Origin of the sequence: Pseudomonas sp. IT-P2 (assembly GCF_949767575.1) — a bacterium.
GTDB classification, from domain to species: domain Bacteria; phylum Pseudomonadota; class Gammaproteobacteria; order Pseudomonadales; family Pseudomonadaceae; genus Aquipseudomonas; species Aquipseudomonas pharyngis.
The window spans coordinates 105,868-121,458 of the sequence record NZ_CATKQA010000022.1; the positions used below are offsets into that span (position 1 = coordinate 105,868).

At 61.0% G+C, this 15,591-nt stretch carries 12 protein-coding genes; 5 read left to right on the forward strand and 7 right to left on the reverse strand.

Features of this window, described 5'->3' with window-relative positions:
* Positions 1–2 precede the first annotated feature (2 nt).
* The 5 genes from ACM6JM_RS13125 to ACM6JM_RS13145 are packed head-to-tail and all read right to left on the reverse strand — an operon-like array spanning position 3 to position 8,302.
* Complete coding sequence (locus tag ACM6JM_RS13125) at positions 3–1,406, reverse strand: ATP-binding protein (RefSeq protein WP_074688487.1); 1,404 nt, start codon at positions 1,404–1,406, stop codon at positions 3–5.
* Positions 1,403–3,217, reverse strand: a complete 1,815-nt coding sequence (locus ACM6JM_RS13130) for a DAHL domain-containing protein (RefSeq protein WP_414882030.1) — start codon at positions 3,215–3,217, stop codon at positions 1,403–1,405. The genes ACM6JM_RS13125 and ACM6JM_RS13130 overlap by 4 nt, the downstream gene beginning before the upstream one ends.
* Entirely contained in the window at positions 3,214–4,161 is a 948-nt protein-coding gene (locus tag ACM6JM_RS13135) for a cytochrome-c peroxidase (protein ID WP_039765802.1), read from the reverse strand. Before ACM6JM_RS13135 ends, ACM6JM_RS13130 begins: the two co-directional genes overlap by 4 nt.
* Positions 4,158–6,032, reverse strand: a complete 1,875-nt coding sequence (locus ACM6JM_RS13140; protein ID WP_414882031.1) for a putative bifunctional diguanylate cyclase/phosphodiesterase — start codon at positions 6,030–6,032, stop codon at positions 4,158–4,160. The genes ACM6JM_RS13135 and ACM6JM_RS13140 overlap by 4 nt, the downstream gene beginning before the upstream one ends.
* Positions 6,029–8,302: an EAL domain-containing protein gene (locus tag ACM6JM_RS13145; protein ID WP_414882032.1), complete on the reverse strand. Its 2,274-nt coding sequence runs from the start codon at positions 8,300–8,302 to the stop codon at positions 6,029–6,031. The genes ACM6JM_RS13140 and ACM6JM_RS13145 overlap by 4 nt, the downstream gene beginning before the upstream one ends.
* Before the next feature lie 256 nt (positions 8,303–8,558).
* Between ACM6JM_RS13145 and ACM6JM_RS13150 the strand changes: the two genes are divergently transcribed.
* The 4 genes from ACM6JM_RS13150 to ACM6JM_RS13165 are packed head-to-tail and all read left to right on the forward strand — an operon-like array spanning position 8,559 to position 11,604.
* Positions 8,559–9,917: an HD domain-containing phosphohydrolase gene (locus tag ACM6JM_RS13150; protein ID WP_039765807.1), complete on the forward strand. Its 1,359-nt coding sequence runs from the start codon at positions 8,559–8,561 to the stop codon at positions 9,915–9,917.
* Positions 9,918–9,974: 57 nt separating this feature from the next.
* The gene (locus ACM6JM_RS13155) at positions 9,975–10,409 is read left to right on the forward strand and encodes an NUDIX hydrolase (RefSeq protein WP_414882033.1); all 435 of its coding nucleotides are present in this window, start codon (positions 9,975–9,977) and stop codon (positions 10,407–10,409) included.
* 23 nt (positions 10,410–10,432) lie between these two features.
* Positions 10,433–11,071, forward strand: a complete 639-nt coding sequence (locus ACM6JM_RS13160; RefSeq protein ID WP_039765811.1) for a LysE family translocator — start codon at positions 10,433–10,435, stop codon at positions 11,069–11,071.
* Between the two features lie 2 nt (positions 11,072–11,073).
* Positions 11,074–11,604, forward strand: coding sequence for a GNAT family N-acetyltransferase (locus ACM6JM_RS13165; protein WP_039765813.1), 531 nt, complete (start codon positions 11,074–11,076; stop codon positions 11,602–11,604).
* Here the strand turns inward: ACM6JM_RS13165 and metR are convergent.
* Positions 11,588–12,505, reverse strand: coding sequence for a transcriptional regulator MetR (gene metR, locus ACM6JM_RS13170; RefSeq protein WP_007953158.1), 918 nt, complete (start codon positions 12,503–12,505; stop codon positions 11,588–11,590). The genes ACM6JM_RS13165 and metR overlap by 17 nt on opposite strands.
* 111 nt (positions 12,506–12,616) lie before the next feature.
* On the opposite strand from metR, the gene metE reads away from it, so the two are divergent.
* The gene (gene metE, locus ACM6JM_RS13175; RefSeq protein WP_414882034.1) at positions 12,617–14,929 is read left to right on the forward strand and encodes a 5-methyltetrahydropteroyltriglutamate--homocysteine S-methyltransferase; all 2,313 of its coding nucleotides are present in this window, start codon (positions 12,617–12,619) and stop codon (positions 14,927–14,929) included.
* Between the two features lie 62 nt (positions 14,930–14,991).
* On the opposite strand, the gene ACM6JM_RS13180 is transcribed toward metE, so the two are convergent.
* The gene (locus tag ACM6JM_RS13180; RefSeq protein ID WP_039765818.1) at positions 14,992–15,492 is read right to left on the reverse strand and encodes a hypothetical protein; all 501 of its coding nucleotides are present in this window, start codon (positions 15,490–15,492) and stop codon (positions 14,992–14,994) included.
* Positions 15,493–15,591: the final 99 nt, after the last annotated feature.

Here is a 15,591-nt window from a genome sequence, read left to right on the forward strand (position 1 = left end):
CATCAGGCCGCCGGCCGGGTTTGGCGCAACGGCAGTTGCACGCGGAACGTCGTACCGAATCCCGGTTTGCTGCTGACGGAAATGTCACCGCCGTGTTTTTTTACAATGCCATAGGACAGGGACAGGCCCAGGCCCGTCCCCTGGCCGACCGGTTTGGTGGTGAAGAACGGGTCGAAGATCTTTTGCAGGGTTTCGGGTGCAATGCCCGAGCCCGTATCGGCGACTTCGATGACTGCCGATTCTCCCTGCACGCCAGTGCGCAGGGTGATGGTGCCGCGCTCCGGGCCCATGGCCTGCGCCGCGTTGACCACCAGGTTCATGATGACCTGATTGATTTGCGAGGGCAGGCATTCGATGTCCGGCAGCTCCTGATACTCCTTGATCACATCGGCCTTGTACTTGAGCTCGCTGGCGACAATGTTCAGGGTCGATTCGATGCCCTGTTGCAGATTGGCCCACTGCCATTCCTGATGGCTGTCGACCCGGGAGAAATCCTTCAGGTCCCTGACGATCTGGCCGACCCGAGCGATGCCTTCCTTGGATTCCCTGATCAGCACCGGAATGTCTTCGAGCAGAAAATCCAGTTCGAGGTCCTCGCGCAATTGCTGCAACTGCCCAGCCAGTTCGGCGGGCAGGGTTTGCCCGGCGGTGTGATAGGCGCCGAGCATGGTGAGCAGTTGCTGGAAATAGCCGTCGAGCGTGCCGAGGTTGGAGGAAATGAAACCGATCGGATTGTTGATTTCATGGGCGACGCCAGCGGCCAGTTGCCCCAGCGAAGCGAGCTTCTCCGATTGCACCAACTGGCCTTCCAGCTGTTTGCGTTCGTCGATTTCCCGCTGCAAGGCTTCGCTGGCCTGCTTGAACTGAGCGGTACGCTGGTCCACCAGATGTTCCAGGTGATGCATTTGCAGCGACGCGCGCTCGGTCATCTGCCATTTGGTCAGAAGGGTGTTGGCCATCTGCTGGACTTCGATGTTGTCGAAGGGTTTTTTCAGAATCAGCAGCCGGTCATGGGCGTGCAGACGATCCAGCAATTCGTCCCAGGAATAGTCGGAATAGGCGGTACAGACCACCACCTGTAACTGCGGATCCTGCTGCCACAGCGCTTCGATGGTTTGCGCCCCGTCCCAGCCGTCGGGCATGCGCATGTCGACGAACGCCAGGGCGTAGGGACATTGTTCCTGCAAGGCCAGGTTGAGTTTGGCCAGGCCTTCTTCCCCTCCGTAGGCCGAGTCCAGTTCGAAAACCGCTCGCCGGGGTCTGGCGGTTTCGCCGAACAGCGCGGCTTCCATTTCGTCCATCTCTGCCGACTGCGCTGAAGCCGGGGCGAGGATCTTGCGAAAGTCTTCGTGGATCGACGGCATGTCATCGATCAGCAAAATGCGGCGGTTCGACAATTCGCTCATGCGTTCTCCGTTACCGCGATCAGCGGAATCTGCAAGGTGAACAGGGCGCCCTGGCCAGGTCCGTCGCTGTGGGCCGTGAGGTGGCCGTTCATCTCGATGGCCGCCAGGGCGCAACTGTGCAGGCCGAAGCCGTGGCCCTCCTTGCGAGTGGTGAAACCGTGGGCAAAGATCCGCGTCATGTTTTCCGGGGCGATACCTTCGCCATCGTCCTTGACGCTGATTTCCAGATAATTCCCGTCGACGATTTTTACGCCCAGGGTGATGGTGCGCGGGCGGTTGCTGAGGTCGGACATCGCGTATTTGGCGTTGCTGATCAGGTTGATCAGGATCAGCAGCAAACGGTGTTTGTCACCCATCACCTGCGGCACTTCGGCGTAGTCCTTGACCACTGTGACGTGGTGCCGGGTCAGGGCTCCGGCGTTCATGCGCAGGGCGTCTTCGAGCAGTTCGCTGATGTACAGCGGCTCGGTCAGGCTGCTGGCCCCGGCATAGGATTGCTGGGTGGCGACGATGTCCTTGATGTGATCGACACTTTTGTTCATCTGGTTCAGTTCGTCGACCATTTCCTGCTGTTCCTGGGCGATGGCAACGACCAGTTGATTGAGATAACCGGGCAGCAATTTGCCCTTGGGGTCTTCGCTGAGGAACTGGCCGAGGTCGTCGGGGTGTTCGTTGATCAGCTGCATGGCCTTGCCCAGCCCCAGGGTCTTGCTGTTGCGTAACTTGCGCGCGATCAGGTCGGAGGAAATGTTCACGCTGTTGAGCACGTTGCCGACGTTGTGCAGCACGTTGGTCGCGATCTCGGCCATGCCGGCCTGGCGTGCGGCGTCGAGCAGTTCGCTCTGGGCGTTCTTGAGCTCCTGGGTGCGTTCCTCGACCCGTTGCTCTAGCACATCGTTGGCGGTTTGCAGGGCTGCGTTGACCCGGTTGATCTCGGCGAAACTGCGGATCAGACGGATGGCCAGCCACAGCAGCGACAGCATCAGCAGGACCGAGAACAGCAGCAGATAGAAGTGATATTTCCTGTCGATTTTTTCGACCCGCTGCTGATCCCGGTTGAGCATGTTGGTGATGTTGTCCAGGCGCTCGGCCACCGGAACCGCCTCAATCTCCTCGAGCAAGCGGTTGACGATCGGCTGCTCGCGCAGGATCAGGCTGATGTGATTGCTCAGGATCCTGATCGGGGCTTGAAAGTCCTGGGGCAGGCGTTGCGCGTTCACCGCCAGTTTGTTCAGGCCCAGGACGATATCGGCGGCCTTGTCGTCGGAGGTGACCTGAGAGAACTCAAGTGCGCTGAGCAGCAGGTCATAGGTATCGGTGGCGATGTTCTGCACCTGAATCTTGTCGAGATCGGACAGGCCGGCCAGTTGTGCCTGAATGTCATCTTCGGCGGTCGGCAGGAACGCCAAGGAGTTGCGCAGCAAGGCGTTGTGCGACTTGAACTGCTCCACCAGCCGGGTCTTTTCCTGCATCGCCTTGAGAAAACTCTCGTGGGCTTCGTCCCATTGTGTCGAGTCGTTGCGCCCGTGGCCGGACTCCATGGTGTCGAAGCGTTCCCACAGGCGGTTCATCTCGCTCATCGGCGAGACCAGCGGGTCGTAATTGTGGGAGATCGCCACCCGGGCCTTGAGGATTTCGTTTTCCCACAGCGAGTCCTGCTGCTTGATCTGGCGGATCAGGTCCCGGGATTCGGTGTAGGCCGTCGTCTGCTCGGTGCTGGACTTGAGGTAGAGAAACACCAGGATCGAGGCCAGCAGCACGGCGACGAGCCCGATCAACATCAGGCTGACACGGCGTGAAACCTTCATCATGGCTGGCCCTCCGGATGGCCGGTCAGGGTCTTGAGAAACAGGATGATCAGGGTCTTGTCTTCTTCGCTCGGCATGCGCCCCAACTGATACTGGAACATCACGTCCACGGCCCGTTCGAGGGTGGGCGCCGAGCCGTCATGGAAGTACGGTGCGGTCAGCGCGACATTACGCAGGCTCGGCACCTTGAACACGGCGCGGTCGGCTTCGTCGCCGGTCACGTTGAAACGGCCCTGGTCGGCCACCGTCGGGTTACCGCGATCGGCGATGTAGTCGCCGAACACGCCAAATTTCTGGAACATGTTGCCGCCGATGTTGACGCCCTGATGGCAGGCAATGCAGCCGTACTCCTTGAAACGCTGATAGCCGTATTTTTCTTCGAGGGTCAGGATATCGGTATTGCCCAGCAGGTACTGATCGAAACGGGAGTCGGGGGTCAGCAGCGTGCGCTCATAGGTGGCCAGCGCATTCTGGATATTGGCCCGGTTCACGGCATCGGGGTAGGCGGCACGAAAGCTTTGACCATAGGCTGCGTCGTCAGCGATCCGTTGCACGACGGTGTTCCAGTCGCTGCCCATTTCGTGGGGGCTGGTGATCACGACGTTGCTTTGTTCTTCCAGGGTTTCGACGCGGCCGTCCCAGAACTGGCGGAAATTGAGGCTGGCGTTGAATACGGTCGGCGTGTTGACCGCCACCGGTTGCCCATCGAAGCCGTTGGAGAAGGCGCGGGTGTCGGCGCCGCTTTTATCCAGTTGATGGCAGCTGGCGCAGGACAGCGTGTTATTGATCGACAATCGCGGGTCATGGAACAACTGGCGCCCCAGCTCGACCCGCCTGGCATCCAGGTGCGGCATTGGCGGCAAAGGTTTCAGCGGCTCGTCCAGCGGTGCGGCGATGGCATTTGCGCACAGACCGAGCAGTAGAACCAACGACCCCGGGCGATTCATGAAACACCCCACGTGCCAGGCTGAGCAGACTCCAGCAACCGGGCGAAGGCCTCTGCCGGCAAGGCCTTGCTGAAATAAAAGCCCTGGCCCTCCTCGCAGTGGTGAGCCCTGAGAAACTCCAACTGTTGTGCTGTTTCCACACCTTCGGCAATGACGTTGAGGTTCAGGCTCTTGCCCAGGCTGATGATCGCGCCGACCAGGGCTGCATCACCGCTGTCATGGCTCAGGCCGCGAATGAACGACTGATCGATTTTCAGCACATCGATGGGAAAGCGGCGCAGATAGCTCAGGCTGGAATAACCGGTGCCGAAGTCATCGATGGCCAGCCGAACCCCCAGCGCCTTCAGCCTGCCCAGCGCGTTCATCGTCGCATCGACGTTCTGCATCAGCACACCTTCGGTGATCTCCAGTTCCAGCAGACGGGGATCGAGCCCGGTCTGTGCCAGTACCTGCTCGATGCCCTCGACGAAATGGCGCTGGCGAAAGTCGATGGCCGAGGTGTTGACCGACATGCGGATCGGCGGCAAGCCCGCCTGTTGCCAGTCCCGGGTCTGCCGACAGGCTTCGCCCAGCACCCATTTGCTCAGCGGCACGATCAGGCCACTGTCTTCGGCCACCGGTATGAAATCCGACGGATAGACCCAGCCATGTCCCGGTTTTTGCCAGCGCACCAGTGCTTCGGCGCCGACCACCCGGCTACTGACCAGGTCGATTTTCGGCTGGTAGTGCAGGACGAATTCGTGCCGCTGCAGGGCCTGGCGAATGCCCGTTTCGATGCCTTGCTGTTCCCGGGCACGCTGGTTCATCGCCTCGATAAAGAAAGCGATCTCGCTCGGCCCGGTTTCCTTGGCGTTGCGCATGGCCGTTTCAGCTTTTTTGATCAGTTCGATGGCTTCGAGCCCGTCGTCGGGATAGATGCTGATGCCCAGACTGGCCGTGATGCTCACGGGATGCCCGACAATCGTCTGTGGAATACGGATGGCGCCCAGCAGTTTCTCGGCAATGCTGCGGGTCTGCTGCGGGTGGTTGATGTCGCTGAGCATTACCACGAACTCGTCGGAGCCATAACGAAAGACCGAATCCGATTCGCGCACGCAGGCGAGCAATTGCTGGCCGACCCGTTTGAGCATCTCGTCGCCCGCCGGGTGGCCCAGGGCATTGTTGATGCGCTTGAAGCGATCCAGCCCGAGAAACATCACCACCAGTTGTTTGTCATGGCGCCGGCAGGCGGCCAGCGATTGAGTCAAACGGTCACCGAGCAAGGTGCTGTTGGGCAGGCCCGTGAGGCTGTCGTACTGCAACAGGTGCGAGACCTTGAGCAATTCATGCACGCGGGCTTCGATGGTCTGCTCGAGACTGAGCATTTTCAGCGCCGCATCCTGGGCCAACTGCCATTTCCAGGTCAGGGCATTGGCCATCTGGCGGATTTCCAGGGTGTCGAACGGTTTTTTCAGGATCAGCAACTGATCGCCGAATTCCAGTCGTTCGGCCATGGCCTCCCAGCTGTAGTCGGAATAGGCGGTGCACAAGGCGATTTGCAGATTCGGATCGACCGCCCACAGTTTTTCGATGGTTTCCAGACCGTCCCAACCGGGCGGCATGCGCATGTCGGTGAACGCGAGGGCATAAGGCCGGCCTTCTTCCACCGCATGCTGCACCAGTTTCAGCGCTTCCTGCCCCTGATAGGCGGAGTCGAGCTGGAACGTCAGGTGCGATGATTGCCGGGTGCCGAACAGCGTTTGCTCGAGCGTATCCAGGTCTGCTGCACCGCTGGTGTCCGGGGTCAGTATCTTGCGAAAGTCATCATGGATCGCCGGGGTATCGTCGACGATCAATATGCGCCGGTTGGTCTGCGCAAAAGGTGTTTTCATCCCTCGTCCTCCCTGGGCAGCGGGGCGGTCGCGTTCCCGTCCTTCAGCAGGCGGGCCGCCTGTTCGGGGCTGACAGCCTCCCTGAAGCAAAGGCCTTGCACGTTTTTCAGCGGGACCGAAGAGGCGAGGGCGTCATCCCGATCTGTGGGCTGGACGCCTTCGGCGCTGATGTCGATCGCCAGATCCCGGGCGAAATTGACGATCGCTCGCAGGGTATTGGCGCTGCCTTCATCCTGGGCCGCACTGTCGATCAGGGATTGGGCGAGTTTGAGGTGATTGACCCGGTAGGTTTTCAGGTAATCGAACGATGAGTATTCGGTGCCGAAATCGTCGATGGCGATCTTTACCCCAAGCTCACTGAGGCGCGGCAGCACATCGTTGTGGGTCCATTTGGTCTGGGCCAGGGTCGCTTCGGTGACATCGAAACGCAGATCCCACGGTGCCAGTTCCCAGCGGGCGGTGGTGCGCAGCACGTCATAGATGAGCTCGGGGCCGCTCTTGAGTTGCGCCAGGGAAATCCTGATCGCCATCACCGGAGGCGCCACTCCCTCGTTTTGCCACTGGCGCATCTGCCAGCAGGCGTGATCCAGGATCCAGCGACCGAGCGGGATGATTGCACCGGTCTTTTCCGCTGCCGGTACGAAGGCCGACGCCGGCAGCAGACCAAGCCTGGGATGTTGCCATTTGACCTGCGCGGCCATGCCGAGAATCTTGCCGCTGTGCATGTCCACTTCCGGCGTGTAGTCGAGCTTCAGTCCTCCCTGAGTCAGGGCGGTCATCAACTCCTCGGCCAGGGTCATGCGCTCGGCGACTTCGCGAGTGATTTGCTCGGAATGGAACTGGTACTGATTGCGCCCCGTTTCCTTGGCGCGGTACAGCGCCATGTCGGCGCCGGCCAGCAGACTGTCGGCATCCAGACTGTTGGCGCGGTACAGGCAGATGCCGATACTGACGGAAATGCGCAAGGCATTGCCTGCCAGTTGGTAGGGCTCCAGAAGCGCATCGCGGATCTTGGTCGCGATGGCAGCAGACTGGGTCGGGTCGCTGACGTCCAGTTGCAGGATCGCGAACTCGTCTCCGCCCAGACGTGCGACCACGTCGTTTTCCCGCACATTCGATTTGATCCGTTGCGCCACTGCCTGCAACAACAGATCGCCGACCGGATGGCCGAGGGTGTCGTTGATCCGCTTGAAGTGATCCAGATCCAGGTAAAACACCGCAAAAGGTGCCGCTCCCCGACGCGCGGCGGCGAAGGCCTGATGCAGACGCTCGATCAGCGTGGCGCGATTGGCCAGTCCCGTGAGACCGTCGGTGCGGGCCAGCAGGTTCATCTTTTCTTCGGCCAGCCGGCGTTCGGTGATGTCAAGAATGATCCCCTCGACTTCCAGCAACCGGCCGTCGTGATCGCGCACCGGGATGTAGCGGTTTTCCACCCAGCGCCAGTCGCCCGCGCCGGTACGCAGGCGAAACTCGATGGAGGCGCCTTCGGCATGCCGATCGAGCACCCGGCCCATGGCGGTATCGACACTGAGCTGATCGTCCGGGTGAATCAGCGTCTGCGCCCAGTGGGCCGAACTCACCAGATCAGCCGCGACATGGCCGTAGCGGGTGATGTTGTGGGAGATGTACATCAGCGGAAACGACGGTTCACCGCGCAACCGGTAGAGGATGGTCGGGCTGTTCTGCACGATGATGTTGGCGTCGGACAGTTCCCGGGTACGCTCCTGAACTGCCTGCTCCAGCAGGTTCATCTTCATGGCGGCGTCTTCGGTCATTTGCCACTTGACCGTCAGGGCGCTGGCCATCTGCCGGATTTCGATCGCGTCGAAGGGTTTTTTCAGGATCAGCAGGCGATCGGTCAGGGCCAGCCGCCGGTCGATGTCTTCCCACGAGTAATCGGAGTAGGCGGTGCACAGGGCCACCTGCAGCTTGGGATCGACCTGCCACAGCCGCTCGATGGTTTCCAGGCCATCCCAGCCCGGCGGCATGCGCATGTCGATGAAGGCCATGGCGTACGGGCGCCCGGCGGCGAGTGCGGCTTCGACTTTGTCCAGCGCTTCGCGGCCCTGATAGGCCGAGTCCAGTTCGAAACGGTCTTTCGGTGCGACGGGGGCGGAGGACGCATCGCCGAACAGCAGGCTTTCCGTTTCATCCAGGCTGTCGGCTTCAGCCGTGGCCGGTTTGAGGATCTTGGCGAAATCGTCATGGATCGACGCGGTATCGTCGACGATGAGCACGCGGCGGTTGGTGTGTCCGGGTTGCGCACTCATGACGCAATACCCGTGTGTTCACGCACATTCGTCATCGGGAGCATCCTTTTCCCCTCATCACATGCCTGCGCGCAGGTCGATGGTGTCGTCCAGCGACTTGAGCATAGTTGCCAGGGCGCAACTTTTCCTGTCGCGGTGTAACAGAGGATTTACACGGCCCCGGCGAAAATCATCTAGCCTGTGATTCAAGCGCGGGCAAGCAGGGGAGGTCTGTCGGCGCGGCAGTCATGTCCAACGTTTTTCACGAGGCTTCGCCATGGAAGAGCCGTCCGCCCCGATTTCGCCGCCCCGGCCCAAAGTGCTGCTGGTCGATGACGAAGAACCGATCCTCAACAGCCTGCGCCGCCTGTTGCGCGGTCAGCCTTATGACGTCTTGCTGGCCACCAGCGGTGCCCAGGCGCTGGAAATACTCGAACAGCAACCGGTGAATCTGGTGATGAGCGATGCGCGCATGCCCAACATGGATGGCGCCACGCTGCTGGCGCGCGTTCATGAGCTGTACCCGGCGACTGCGCGGATCATGCTCACCGGCTACGCCGACCCTTCGGCGATCATCAAGGCCATCAACGAAGGGCAGATCCACCGTTACATCAGCAAACCCTGGAACGACGAGGAAATGCTGCTGACCTTGCGTCAGGCCCTCGAGCATCAGCATCTGGCACGCGAGCGCGAACGTCTGGAAAAACTGACGCGAGTGCAAAACGAACAATTGAAATTGCTCAACAGCACCCTGGAAAAACACGTCGCCGCCCGTACCGCCGAACTGCAGCAGACCGCCGACATGCTCGACCTCGCCTACGAGGAGCTCAAACACAGTTATGTGACCGGCACCGAAGTGTTCTCGCTGCTGGCGAATTTGCGTCTGCCGCCGGCCAAGCAGACCAACCGGCAGATCATCGAGCTGGTACGCGGCTACTGCAAGGTTCATCGGCTGGACGAAGCCGCCAGCCGCGACCTGACCATGGCGGCGGCGCTCTACAACATCGGCAAACTGAGCTGGACCGACAGCATGATGACCACGCCCTCGGACCTGCTGCACTCCACAGAGCGCGACCGCTATCGGGCTTATCCGAAACAGAGCGAATCGCTGTTGATGACCCTGGATCCGATGAAGGATGCCGCGCGGCTGATCCTGCACCATCAGGAACACTGGGACGGCACAGGCTTCCCCGACCGTCTCAAGGGCGAAGCCATTCCCATGGGCTCGCGCCTGTTGAAACTGGCGGTGGATTTCGTCGAATTGCAGCGCGGGTTGATTCTCGAACGGCAGATGAACAGCGATGAAGCGCTGTTGTACCTGCGCCAGTACGCCGGCAAAGTCTATGATCCCGAGCTGATCGAGGACTTCGTCAAGGTGTGTGCGACGGTCAGCGATATCACGCTGACCGATCCGAGCGTCAGGGTGCTGGGCACCCGGGAGCTGGCGGCGGGGATGATCCTGGCGCGCAACCTCAATGCCGACAACGGCATGTTGCTGCTCAACGCCGGCAAAGTGCTGAGCGCTCCGCTGGTTGAAAAACTGATCAGTTTCGAGGCCATGGAGGGCGGCAAATACAAGGTATTCGTAAAGGTGCCGCAAGAGCCCGAGACGACGCTCGCGGCCCAGGGTGGATGACGCTGGCGCGGCCGGCATGGGATCCTTGCGGCTTTTCTCAAGGCCGGTGGCTGACCTATGACTTCTGTATCCGCAGTTTCCCCCCGCATCATCCGTATCGCCGCCGCGCTGCTGATCGGTCCCGACGGCCAGACCCTGCTGGTGCGCAAGCGCAATACCACGGCGTTCATGCAACCGGGCGGCAAGATTGAAGCCGATGAACTGCCGGTGCATGCACTGGCCCGTGAGCTGGAGGAAGAACTGGGACTGGTGATCGATCCGGCGCAGGCTAGCTTTCTCGGCCAGTTCTCGGCACCCGCTGCCAACGAGCCGGGATTCGTCGTGCAGGCCGACATCTTTCAACTGACCATCGACGCCAGGGTGTCTCCGGCCGCCGAGATCGAAGAGGTGATCTGGATCGACCCGGCCACCGACGGCGATGTGGTTCTCGCCCCATTGACACGTGACCTGATCCTGCCGTTTTATCGAGCCTCGCTGACTGCGATCGCCTGATCATTCGTGCAAAGGACTTCGTCATGATCCCGCTTCAAGACCTGCTGATTTTTGCCGCCGCCGCCCTGCTGATGGTACTGACGCCGGGGCCGAACATGATCTACCTGATCTCGCGGTCGATCTGCCAGGGACGTCGCGCCGGGGTGACCTCGCTGCTCGGCGTGGTGGCGGGGTTCTTCGTGCACCTGTTCGCGGCGGCCGCCGGTTTGACCGCGGTGTTTCTCGCCGTGCCGATGGCCTATGAAGTGTTGAAGTGGGCCGGCGCGCTGTACCTGTTGTGGCTGGCCTGGCAGGCGGTGAAACCCGGCGCCCGCTCGCCGTTCGAGGCGCAACAGTTGCCGGCGGATTCTTCGCGCAAACTGGTCACCATGGGTTTTCTCACCAGCGCACTGAACCCGAAAATCGCGGTGTTCTACCTCTCGGTATTCCCGCAGTTCATCACCCCCGAGCACGGCTCGGTGTTCACCCAGAGCCTCATCCTCGGCCTGACCCAGATCAGCGTCAGTTTCAGCGTCAACCTGTTGATCGCGCTGTTCGCAGCGGGGATCGCTTCGTGGTTCGTCAACAATCCGACCTGGCTGGCGGCGCAGCGTTATTTCATGGGCTTCGTGCTGGGCGGCCTGGCCGTGCGGCTGATGCTTGAACAGCGCAAGGCCGCCTGAACATGTGGATCGAGCGGCTGGACGCCAGTCATGCGCTGGCCTATCGCGAATTGATGCTGGAAGCCTATGACCGGCATCCGCAGGCGTTCACCTCCAGCGTGCGCGAACGTGCAGTGATGCCGTTGAGCTGGTGGGAATCACGCCTGACCAGCAAGCTCGACGCGGTGTTTGGCGCGTTCGAAGAGGGCCGGCTGGTGGGGATCGTCGGCCTGGCGTTCGAGCCTCGGGAGAAGGCCCGGCACAAGGCAACGGTGTTCGGCATGTATGTGTCGGCCGAGTTTCGTCAGCGCGGGCTGGGGCTGAAATTGATGGAGGCGGTGCTGGGGGAAGCGCAGCAGCATCCGGCGCTGAAAGTCATTCAATTGACCGTCACCGCCGGCAATGACGCGGCGTTTCATCTGTACCAGCGCTGCGGCTTCATCCAGTTCGGCCTCGAGCCGATGGCGGTGCGGGTCGGCGAGGACTACTTCGACAAGATCCACATGTGGTCCCAGCCTTTCGTGCCAACCGCCAGTCTCAACGAACCGCGCTGACCCCATCCAGGGTCGAGAATGAGGTGTCCTTGGCCGTCAGCAGGAAGTCGCGCATGTACGGCGCGTCGAGCATGTCGGCGCGGATCGCCGCGTACAGCGTCGCAAACAGACCTTTCTCGCCCAGCCGCTTGCCCTTCACGTAACCGCGCGAGCTGTATTCATGCAGCGCCCAGTGCGGCATGCCGCACACGCCACGGCCGCTGGCTACCAGTTGCATCATCATCACCGTCAGCTCTGAGGTGCGCACCTGCGCCGGTTCGATGTCGGCCGGTTCGAGGAAGCGGGTGAAGATGTCCAGCCGGTCGCGTTCGACCGGGTAGGTGATCAGGGTTTCGGTCAGCAGGTCTTCGGGGACGATGTACGGTTTGCTCGCCAGCGCATGCTGATTGGCGACCGCGAGCATGGCTTCGTATGTGAACAGCGGCACGTAGGTGATGCCGGCGATTTCCAGCGGGTCGGACGTCACCACCAGATCCAGGTCGCCGCGAGCCAGCGCCGGCAGCGGGGCAAACGAGAAACCCGAAGCGAGGTCGAGTTCGACTTCCGGCCAGGCATCGCGGAACTGGTCGATGGTCGGCATCAGCCACTGGAAGCAGCTGTGGCATTCGATGGCCATGTGCAGACGCCCGGCGGTGCCACCGGCCAGCCGTCCGATATCACGTTCGGCGGCGCGCAGCAGCGGCAGGGTCGCGTCGGCCAGTTGCAGCAGGCGCAGGCCGGCGCTGGTGAAGCGCACCGGTTTGGTCTTGCGCACGAACAACGGCATGCCCATGCGCTCTTCCAGCTCCTTGAACTGGTGGGACAACGCCGACTGGGTCAGGTGCAGGCGGTCGGCTGCATCGACCAGGCTGTCGGCTTCACGCAGGGCATGCAGGGTTTTCAGGTGACGGATCTCAAGCACCGCAGGCTCCATGAGGAAAATTTGTGATCAACACGAAAAGGTTGAGTTTGTCTCATGTTGCCCTGGCTGTCGACAATGGCGCCATCTTTTACGCAATGGAGAACACTCGACATGGCCGTGGCACACACCCTGGGTTTCCCGCGCATCGGCGCCGACCGCGAATTGAAAAAAGCCCTCGAAGCCTGCTGGAAAGGCGATCTCGATCAGGCCGCTCTGAATCAGGTCGGCCGCGAGCTGCGCGCCAGGCACTGGCAATTGCAGAAGGACGCCGGCATCGACCTGCTGCCGGTCGGCGACTTCGCCTGGTACGACCAGGTGCTGACCCACTCGCTGACCTTCGGTGTGATCCCCGAGCGCTTCGACGGTGTGCGTGACGAACGCGGTCTGCCGACCCTCGACACCTTGTTTGCCATGGCCCGTGGCGCCACGTCTTCCTGCTGCGGCGGTGAGCACGGCAAGACTCAATACGCCCAAGAGTTGACCAAGTGGTTCGACACCAACTACCACTACCTGGTCCCGGAATTTACCGCCGACCAGCCATTCAAGCTGAGCTGGGATCAGCTGTTCGATGAAGTCGAAGAAGCCAAAACCCTCGGTCACAACGTCAAACCGGTGATCATCGGCCCGCTGACTTATCTGTGGCTGGGCAAGGCGAAAGGCAACGATTTCGACAAGCTCGATCTGCTTGAGCGCCTGCTGCCGGTGTACAACCAAATCCTCGGTCGCCTCGCCGCCCAGGGCGTGGAGTGGGTGCAGATCGACGAGCCGATCCTCACTCTCGACCTGCCGCAGGCGTGGAAAAGTGCCTTCGAACGCGCCTATCACATCCTGCAGTACTCGCCGCTGAAGAAACTGGTGGCGACCTATTTCAGCGGTCTGCAAGACAACCTCGGCCTGGCCGTCGGTCTGCCGGTGCAAGGCCTGCACATCGACGCCGTACGTGCGCCCGATCAGCTCGGTCAGGTGCTTGATCGTCTGCCGACCTACAAGATTCTCTCGGTCGGCCTGGTCAACGGGCGCAACGTCTGGCGCTGCGAACTGGAGCAGGCGCTGGCGCGACTGCAACCGGCGCAGGAGCGTTTCGGCGACAACCTGTGGGTCAGCAGTTCCTGCTCGTTGCTGCACAGCCCGGTGGATGTCGAGCGTGAAGACAAGCTCGATCCGGAACTGAAAAGCTGGCTGGCATTCGCCGTGCAGAAGTGCAGCGAAATCTCGGTGTTGCGTGATGCGCTGAACGACCCGCAAGCGCCGAACGTGCAAAGCGCACTGGCCGAAAGCCGCGCGATTCAGGAGAGCCGCGCCCGCTCGCCGCGTATTCACAAGGCCGACGTGCAAGCGCGGATCGAGGCGATCAATGCCAGCGACAGCCAGCGGCATTCGCCGTTTGCCAAACGCATCGCCGCACAGCAGGCGCGTTTGAAATTGCCGACGTTCCCGACCACCACTATCGGTTCGTTCCCGCAGACCGGATCGATTCGTCTGGCCCGTCAGGCGTTCAAGCAGGGCAAGCTGTCGGTCAACGACTACCACGATGCCATGCGCAGCGAAATCCGCCACGCGGTGCAGGTGCAGGAACGTCTGGGCCTCGATGTACTGGTGCACGGTGAAGCCGAGCGCAACGACATGGTCGAGTACTTCGCCGAACAGCTCGACGGTTATCTGTTCACCCGTTTCGGCTGGGTCCAGAGCTACGGTTCCCGCTGCGTGAAACCGGCGGTGATTTATGGCGATCTGTCCCGTCCGAACGCCATGACCGTGGACTGGATCACCTATGCCCAGAGCCTGACGGACAAGGTGATGAAAGGCATGCTGACCGGTCCCGTGACCATGCTGATGTGGTCGTTCCCCCGCGAAGACGTGTCGCGCAAAGTCCAGGCGCAACAACTGGCGCTGGCCCTGCGGGACGAAGTGGTGGATCTGGAAAACGCCGGGATCAGGATCGTGCAGATCGACGAAGCGGCGTTCCGCGAAGGCCTGCCGCTGCGCCGTGAGCAATGGCAGGAATACCTCGACTGGGCGGTGCAAGCGTTCCGTCTGACTGCGTCGGGTGTGAAGGATGAAACCCAGATCCACACCCACATGTGCTACAGCGAATTCAACGATGTGATCAAGGCGATCGCCGACATGGATGCCGACGTGATCACCATCGAAACCTCGCGTTCGGACATGGAATTGCTCGAGGCCTTTGAAGCGTTCGACTACCCGAACGACATCGGCCCGGGTGTCTACGACATTCACTCGCCGCGCGTGCCGGATACCGCCGAGATGGTCAAACTGATGAGCAAAGCCGTGAAGCGCATTCCGGCGCAGCGTCTGTGGGTCAACCCCGATTGCGGCCTGAAAACCCGCGCCTGGCCCGAGACCGAAGCGGCACTGGTCAACATGGTCGCCGCGGCGCGGCAGTTGCGCAGTCAGTTGGCGTAATACCTCAGAACCGGCCCACATCGAAAAACCGCTGAGGCTATGCATTCAGCGGTTTTTTTCGCTCAGCTCCAGCGTTGGGGGAAAGTCTGCCCCGGTGTGTAATTCACATTGTTGATGTAAAGCGAACCTTTGTTTTTATAAGGATCTGAGGGACCCGAGAATCGAACTTCGACCCTCTTTACGTCAGCCGGCATATTGCCGCTGTAGTTAAAGACTGTATCCGTGGGTTGCAGCGGCGCCAGGCCAAAGTCCGCCTGAATCAATTGACCGCCTGCGTCGAAGCCCGAAATGAAATAAACCAGGAACGGGTGAGTAACGTAATCAAATGGAGGCAGGTAGTACTGGGCAGTGGGTGCGGATGCACTGAAACTCAGGGTAAAAGACCCGGAGGGGGCTTCGAACTGGGTATAGAGCAAGATGCCGTCATCCACTCCAGGGTGCAGTTGCGCCTGGAAGCTGCGGTTGTGATTGACCACGTCGGCTTTGCCCTGAAGAGCCTGTGCGATCCATGGGGTAAAACTGCCCGACTGGAAATCTCCGTTTGGAATGAGATTCGCGCTCATATTGCCTCCCTGATGCGTTGATGGCCGCCTGTCGGCCGAGAATTCATGCTGTGTCAAAGGCAGTTTTTTAACGACTGTCAGATCTGACAGTCCCGACAA

Bases quoted from the DNA above. Each gene is read 5' to 3' on its own strand.
- ACM6JM_RS13135 (WP_039765802.1), bottom strand. From the start codon at position 4,161: ATGAATCGCCCGGGGTCGTTGGTTCTACTGCTCGGTCTGTGCGCAAAT.
- ACM6JM_RS13160 (WP_039765811.1), top strand. From the start codon at position 10,433: ATGATCCCGCTTCAAGACCTGCTGATTTTTGCCGCCGCCGCCCTGCTG.
- ACM6JM_RS13165 (WP_039765813.1), top strand. From the start codon at position 11,074: ATGTGGATCGAGCGGCTGGACGCCAGTCATGCGCTGGCCTATCGCGAA.
- ACM6JM_RS13155 (WP_414882033.1), top strand. From the start codon at position 9,975: ATGACTTCTGTATCCGCAGTTTCCCCCCGCATCATCCGTATCGCCGCC.
- ACM6JM_RS13140 (WP_414882031.1), bottom strand. From the start codon at position 6,032: ATGAAAACACCTTTTGCGCAGACCAACCGGCGCATATTGATCGTCGAC.
- ACM6JM_RS13130 (WP_414882030.1), bottom strand. From the start codon at position 3,217: ATGATGAAGGTTTCACGCCGTGTCAGCCTGATGTTGATCGGGCTCGTC.
- ACM6JM_RS13125 (WP_074688487.1), bottom strand. From the start codon at position 1,406: ATGAGCGAATTGTCGAACCGCCGCATTTTGCTGATCGATGACATGCCG.
- metE (WP_414882034.1), top strand. From the start codon at position 12,617: ATGGCCGTGGCACACACCCTGGGTTTCCCGCGCATCGGCGCCGACCGC.
- ACM6JM_RS13180 (WP_039765818.1), bottom strand. From the start codon at position 15,492: ATGAGCGCGAATCTCATTCCAAACGGAGATTTCCAGTCGGGCAGTTTT.
- ACM6JM_RS13150 (WP_039765807.1), top strand. From the start codon at position 8,559: ATGGAAGAGCCGTCCGCCCCGATTTCGCCGCCCCGGCCCAAAGTGCTG.
- ACM6JM_RS13145 (WP_414882032.1), bottom strand. From the start codon at position 8,302: ATGAGTGCGCAACCCGGACACACCAACCGCCGCGTGCTCATCGTCGAC.